This is a genomic window from Vibrio sp. SG41-7 (assembly GCF_014164465.1).
GTDB lineage: Bacteria > Pseudomonadota > Gammaproteobacteria > Enterobacterales > Vibrionaceae > Vibrio > Vibrio splendidus.
This window is the reverse complement of record NZ_JACJFF010000327.1, coordinates 1-728: the sequence shown is the minus strand read 5'-3', so window position 1 is coordinate 728 and position 728 is coordinate 1. Positions and strand designations below refer to the sequence as shown.

Annotated in this window: 1 protein-coding gene; it reads right to left on the bottom strand. The window is 37.5% G+C overall.

Annotation, left to right across the window (positions count from 1 at the left end; genetic code table 11):
* Positions 1 to 156 precede the first annotated feature (156 nt).
* Complete coding sequence (locus H5300_RS26945; protein ID WP_182797383.1) at positions 157 to 675, bottom strand: hypothetical protein; 519 nt, start codon at positions 673 to 675, stop codon at positions 157 to 159.
* Positions 676 to 728 lie beyond the last annotated feature (53 nt).

Below are 728 nucleotides of genomic sequence, written 5' to 3'. Positions count from 1 at the left end.
TGAGTTTGTAATACTTGTAGTCATGGTGAAGTGCGGAACAACGATACTTAGAAATTCAAGTGATGGCATAAAGATCGCGTAAAACCCATAACTTAATCTTGCCATACATCGTATGAAACCAGAGAAGTAACATCATCAATTGATGTCTCGGGGCCCTTATTTTTGGTTCAGCTGCTTAAGGTGTGGGCTTACATAAGAAGTAGTTAAGTCTTTTGCTTGAGTATTTGATAAGAGTTGTGCTACTTCAAGGGTTATTTGGTCTATGATCTTTTTTACAAATATGGTTCTATCATTCCCTGACAATTCGAGGGCAACACCAAGGTTAGGGATCGCCCAGTGAAGCTTGTATGGTATATGTGAACAAACCACGTTTACGCACTCAACAAAGACATTACACTGCTCATGACTTACTTGGTCACATAGTGTAATCACGTAATCGAAGTTTTCATTTCTCCTTTTATATTCAAAAACAGTTTTGCTTTCGGTCTCTATCGATACGTCAAGTAAGTTAGACAGCTCATCTAAGATAGCTTGGGGAGTTCCTCCAGTTTCAAATCCTGAGCAAGTTGCTTGTATCATCCCATTAGATTGTTGCTCTACAATTGCTTTAGCGATAGCCGCTCTTACGCCTTTTTTAACGCAAACAAATAGAACGTTGATAGGAGTTATATCCATATTTATAATAATCCTTATAGATTAATATCTCATATTAAACATAGGTGCTTTGG

What these genes read in the sequence shown, in the direction of transcription:
- H5300_RS26945 (WP_182797383.1), bottom strand. Translation starts at nt 675, where the DNA reads ATGGATATAACTCCTATCAACGTTCTATTTGTTTGCGTTAAAAAAGGC.